We start from the raw sequence: 5279 nt of genomic DNA on the forward strand, positions 1-5279 counted from the left end.
ACGCACCTCGACGCCACCACGGTCCTGTCGCGCAACATCGCCTCGCTGGGCATCTACCCGGCCGTTGACCCGCTGGGCAGCTCGTCCGACGCCCTCGACCCCTCGATCGTCGGCGAGGAGCACTACCGCGTGGCCACCGCCGTGCAGGAGCTTCTGCAGGAGTACACCGACCTCCAGGACATCATCGCGATTCTCGGCATGGACGAGCTCTCCGAGGAGCAGCGCCTCGTCGTCGACCGCGCCCGTAAGGTCCAGCAGTTCCTCTCGCAGTCGTTCCACGTTGCCGAGAAGTTCACGGGCAACCCCGGCTGCTACGTGCGTATCGAGGACACCGTCCGCTCCTTCGCTGCCATCATCGACGGCGAGTGCGACGACATCCCCGAGCAGGCGTTCCGCTTTGCCGGCACCATCGATGACGTGCGCCAGCGTGCCGCCAAGATGGCCGCCGACGAGGCCAAGGCCGAGTAGGGAAGGCACGGATGGCGTATCTAACCTGCAAGTTCGTGAGGCCTGACAAGCAGCTCTTCGAGGGCAAGTGCGCCTCGATGACGCTCGTCACCTACTCGGGCGAGCTTGGCGTGCTTCCCGGTCACGCCTCAGAGATCTGCGCTCTGGGCGACGGCGTGGTGCGCATCAAGAGGCTTGAGGAGGATGGCGGCGGCGAGCGCGACGTCGTGGTTTCCGGCGGCTACGCCGAGATCTGTAATGACGTCGTCGTGATCATCGCCGACCACGCTCGCGCCACCGACGACATCGAGGTCGAGACGGTTCGCCGCACCCACGATGCCGCCCGCGACAAGCGCGACTCCCTGGCCGAGGACGACCACCAGCGCGCCTACTACGAGAACAAGATGGCCTGGTGCGATCTTCTTCTAAAGGAGGCCGGCGCGTCCTCGTCAGCCGAGTAGCGGCTCGTCTACAATTAAGCGTTGGATAGACCCAGGTGGGTGTCCGCTAGCCGGGCGCCCACCTGCTCATATGCAATGGGATCGGGAGGAACATGGACGTCATCAAGGTAGAGGGCGGCTTGCCCATCCACGGCGAGGTTACCGTCGAGGGTGCCAAGAACTCCGCGCTCAAGCTCATGGCAGCCACGATTATGGCCCCTGGCGTCAACACGCTTACCAACGTGCCCAACATCTCCGACGTACACGTCATGGGCAAGGTTCTCAAGCGCCTCGGCGCAACCATCGACGTGGTCGACGAGCACACGCTCGTGATCGACACCACCAATGTCAACAACTGGGAGACGCCCTACGAGCTCGTGGCGAAGATGCGTGCCTCCACCGCCGTCATGGGCCCGCTGCTCGCTCGCTTCGGCAAGGCCGTCGTGGCCATGCCGGGCGGCTGCAACATCGGCGCTCGCAAGATTGACCTGCACATCCTCGGCCTCGAGGCCCTGGGCGTCGAGTTCGAGGTTGCTCACGGCAACATCCACGCCAGCGCGCCCAACGGCGTCATCGGCACCACCGTCACGCTCGAGTTCGCGAGCGTCGGCGCCACCGAGAACCTCATCATGGCCTCGGTCCATGCGAAGGGCACCACGGTCATCGACAACGCCGCCCGCGAGCCCGAGATCGTTGACCTCGCCAACATGCTCAACGAGATGGGCGCCAAGGTTCGTGGCGCCGGCACTCCGGTCATCGAGATTGAGGGCGTCTCCGAGCTGCACCCCGTCACCCACGCCGTCGTGGGCGACCGCATCGAGGCCGGCACGTTCATCGCCGCGGCCGCCATGGCCGGCGGCCCCGTCCGCGTTCGCGGCTTCAACCCCGATCACCTTGGTCTCGTCCTCAAGAAGTACGAGGCCATGGGCGTCAAGATCGAGCGCGAGCCCGATGGCGTCATCGCCTCGAGCGAGGGTCGCCTCAAGTCCGTCGACATCCAGACGCTGCCCTTCCCGGGCTTCCCCACCGACATGCAGGCGCAGACCATGGCGATGCTCTCCCTGGCAGACGGCCAGTGCGTCATCACCGAGAACGTCTTTGAGAACCGCTTCATGTTCGCCGGTGAGATCGCGCGCATGGGAGCCGACATCCGCATCGAGGGGCACCACGCCATCGTTCGCGGCGTGGAACGCCTTTCCGGAGCCCAGGTTGAGTCGCCCGAGCTGCGCGGCGGCGCCTCGCTCGTGCTCGCGGGCCTCGTGGCAGAAGGGGAGACCACGGTCTCGAACATCTACCACATCGAGCGAGGCTACGAGCGCTTCGTCGAGAAGCTGCGCGGCCTGGGCGCCAACGTCTGGCGCGACACCGTGCCCGACGTCTCGGTCGAGGACTAGCCTTGTTTGGCTCTGCTAAAGACCCCGGAACCACGGGGTTCTACGACTGCGACCGCACGACCTCGGGCTCCACGTACCACGAGCGCATGGTCCGCAGGCGCATGCGCAGGCGCTCCGTCCTCACTGCGGCGGTTGTCGCCGCCATCGTCGTCGTGCTCGCCTGCGTTTTTCTCGCCCTTCGGCGCTAAGGCGCAGTGTAAACTAAAGCTAACTTTAATCGCAGGCTGTGCCTGCCAGGTATGGAGGTCCGCATCATGAAGGCAAAGAACGAGGGTCACGCCCTCACGAACGCGGGCGAGGACTACCTCGAGGCCATCTACTGCCTCATCCTTGAGCACCCCGGCGACGACTCGGTCCGCTCGGTCGACGTCTCCGAACGACTCGACGTCACCAAGGCGAGCGTCAACAAGGCGCTCTCCTCGCTCAAGGATGGCGGCTTCGTCGACCAGACCCATTACGGCCGCGTTAAGCTCACCGAGGCCGGCCGCGGGTATGCTGCGGAGGTCTGGCGCCGTCACCGCATGCTGCGCACGTTCCTCACCGTCGAGCTTGGCGTCGACGAGGAGGTGGCAGACGAGGAGGCCTGCCTCATGGAGCATGCCCTCTCCGCAGACACCTCGCGTCGTCTGCTCGAGTATCTCGAGCGTCAGGGTGTCACCATCGACAAGGAATAGTTGGGCTTTTTAATCGCTTAAGCGGGAGCGCCGTGCGGACTTTTCGCGTCTGCGCGGCGCTCTTTCTATGTAGACGACCCTTTTTGTACCGCGGGCGGGTACTATCGCAAAGTTGAACGCATATGCGTATTCAAGTTCCCGGCGCGAACCTGCGCTCGGGGTAAACCGTTGAATGGAGCATCGTGAAGGCAGTCATCCCCGCCGCCGGACTCGGCACCCGTTTTCTCCCGGCCACCAAGGCCGTTCCCAAGGAGCTTCTCCCCGTCCAGGGTCTCCCCGTCATCCAGCAGGTCGTCGAGGAGGCGCTCGCCGTCGACGGCGTTGACGGCGTCGTAATCGTCAACTCGCACGACAAGCCTGCCATCGAGCGTCACTTTGCCGCCGACGACGAGCTCGAGCAGACCCTGCTCGGCCGCGGCAAGGACAGCCTGGCCAGCTCGGTGCGTCACGCCTCCGAGCTCCCGGTCTCCTTCGTCTATCAGGACGAGGCCAAGGGCCTGGGTCACGCGGTGCTGCAGGCTGCCCCCCAGATGGACGAGGACCCGTTCCTCATCCTGCTGGGCGACTACTTCGTGCCCGGCCACGACATGTGCCGCCGCATGAAGGCCGTCTCCGACGAGCACAACGGCGCCTCCGTGATCGCCGTCGCCGCAGTGCCGGCCGACCAGGTCTCGCGCTATGGCATCATCGCCGGCGACTGCATCACCGAGGGCGATCCCGAGCAGCCCGGCTCCGTCTGGCGCATCTCCGGCCTGGTCGAGAAGCCCGCTCCCGAGGATGCCCCCAGCCACCTGTTCATCGTGGGCCGCTACCTGCTCTCGCCGCGCATCATGGACCTTCTCGCCACGCAGGGTCCCGGTGCCGGCAACGAGATTCAGCTCACCGACGCCATGGTGCGCCTCCTCGAGTCCGAGGAGATGTACGCTCTTGTCGTCGACGTCGACGAGGGCCGCGACACCGGTACCCCCGCTGCCTGGGCAGGCGTGTGCGCCAGGGCCGCTCTCGAGGACCCCGCCACGCGCGAGGCCTTCATCGAGGCTCTTGGCGGCGCTGCCGATCTCATTCGATAGCTCCGGCTCCACATGTGACCCACGCCCCGCGGACCCAGGAGCCCGCGGGGCGTTTTTGTGCCCGATTCCTGGAGGATGCATCTATGAGCGTCATCAACTTCCTGGGCGATGCCTGGTATGTGCGCGTTGACGAGGGTGAGCCCCATGCCGACGCGCTGCGCATCGCGAGCGCCCTCGGCCGCCTCGTCAAGGACCGTCAGCCCGAGGGCAACGTGGTCATTGGCTATGACAGCCGCCCGCTCAATGCCGCCATCGCGCTCGAGATGGGCGAGGTCGTCGCCTCCTACGGGATCAAGGCGCGCGTGAGCGACGTTCACTGCCCTGCCTCGGTTCTCAACGAGGCCGTGCGCAGGGACCGCGAGGCGGTTGTGGGTGTCATGCTCACGGCGGGCAACAGGCCTGCCGATTACTTTGGCGTGCGCATCTGCATGGCCGACGGCTCTGCCGCCACCTCCTCCGACACCGACCTGCTCGAGTCCTACATTGTGCCCGAGCTCCCCATGTCGCGCGGCGAGGTCGAGCTCATCGACCTCGTAAGCCGCTATCTCGAGGAGGTCTCCAGCCTCGTCGATGACGAGGTGATTCGCGCTCAGTCGCCCCTCGTCGTGTGCGACCCGATGTATGGCGCGCAGACTTCGATCGCCCGCCGTCTCATGTCCTCCCTCGGTGCCCGCGTGGTCGAGATCCATGCCGACGACGCCGAGGACTTTGGCGGAATCCATCCCATGGTGGCGGAGCCCTGGATCGATGACTGCGAGCAGGCCGTGACCGCGAACGGCGCCTCCTACGGCATTGCGCTTGACGGAGCAGGGGAGCGCATCGCCCTCGTCGACGAGCACGGTAACTATGTGAACCCGCACAAGACGCTGTCGCTCATCATGGAGTACCTCGTGAAGGTTCGCGGGCTTAAGGGTAGGCTTGCAGCCCCCGTCTTCGTGAGCTCCATCGTGCGCAGGCAGGCCGAGCGCCTGGGTCTGCCCCTGACGGTGACGCCCATCGGCTACGCATGGATGCGCGAGGAGGTCGCCACCGGGGACGTCGTCTGCGCGGGCGATGCCGTTGGCGGCGTTTGCGTGCCCCAGCTTGGCTACGAGCGCGACTCCCTTGCGGCAGCAACCCTCCTTATGGACATATTCGCTCGCGACGGGAGGCCCGTGTCCCAGATCGTGGCCGATCTCGATACGAGGCTTGGCCGCATGGAGTATGGCCGCAAGGAGGTCAGGCTTGGCCCCGGGGAGGCTCAGATGCTTAGGG

The 5279-nt window shown here is 65.8% G+C and carries 7 protein-coding genes; all 7 read left to right on the top strand.

From position 1 onward, the window contains the following. The coding region (locus tag AC1VTH_RS06420) for an ATP synthase beta subunit C-terminal domain-containing protein (protein ID WP_481335346.1) at window positions 1–468 on the top strand (468 nt) is incomplete at its 5' end. A gap of 11 nt (window positions 469–479) precedes the next feature. Next, window positions 480–908, top strand: a complete 429-nt coding sequence (gene atpC / locus AC1VTH_RS06425) for an ATP synthase F1 subunit epsilon (RefSeq protein ID WP_301830501.1) — start codon at window positions 480–482, stop codon at window positions 906–908. Window positions 909–1000: 92 nt separating this feature from the next. Further along, complete coding sequence (murA, locus tag AC1VTH_RS06430; RefSeq protein WP_481335347.1) at window positions 1001–2281, top strand: UDP-N-acetylglucosamine 1-carboxyvinyltransferase; 1281 nt, start codon at window positions 1001–1003, stop codon at window positions 2279–2281. A gap of 2 nt (window positions 2282–2283) precedes the next feature. Continuing rightward, window positions 2284–2469: a hypothetical protein gene (locus tag AC1VTH_RS06435; protein WP_293674141.1), complete on the top strand. Its 186-nt coding sequence runs from the start codon at window positions 2284–2286 to the stop codon at window positions 2467–2469. A gap of 66 nt (window positions 2470–2535) precedes the next feature. Beyond that, window positions 2536–2955 carry a metal-dependent transcriptional regulator gene (locus AC1VTH_RS06440; RefSeq protein ID WP_293674142.1) on the top strand — a complete coding sequence of 140 codons (420 nt, stop codon included), beginning with the start codon at window positions 2536–2538 and terminating at the stop codon, window positions 2953–2955. A gap of 182 nt (window positions 2956–3137) precedes the next feature. Continuing rightward, window positions 3138–4025, top strand: a complete 888-nt coding sequence (locus AC1VTH_RS06445; protein WP_293674143.1) for a UTP--glucose-1-phosphate uridylyltransferase — start codon at window positions 3138–3140, stop codon at window positions 4023–4025. Between the two features lie 83 nt (window positions 4026–4108). Further along, window positions 4109–5279 (top strand): phosphohexomutase domain-containing protein (locus tag AC1VTH_RS06450; protein WP_481335348.1); only part of this gene is annotated, 1171 nt, incomplete at its 3' end.

The sequence above is a fragment of the Parolsenella sp. genome (assembly GCF_982402205.1).

Bases quoted from the DNA above. Each gene is read 5' to 3' on its own strand.
- atpC (WP_301830501.1), top strand. From the start codon at position 480: ATGGCGTATCTAACCTGCAAGTTCGTGAGGCCTGACAAGCAGCTCTTC.
- murA (WP_481335347.1), top strand. From the start codon at position 1,001: ATGGACGTCATCAAGGTAGAGGGCGGCTTGCCCATCCACGGCGAGGTT.
- AC1VTH_RS06440 (WP_293674142.1), top strand. From the start codon at position 2,536: ATGAAGGCAAAGAACGAGGGTCACGCCCTCACGAACGCGGGCGAGGAC.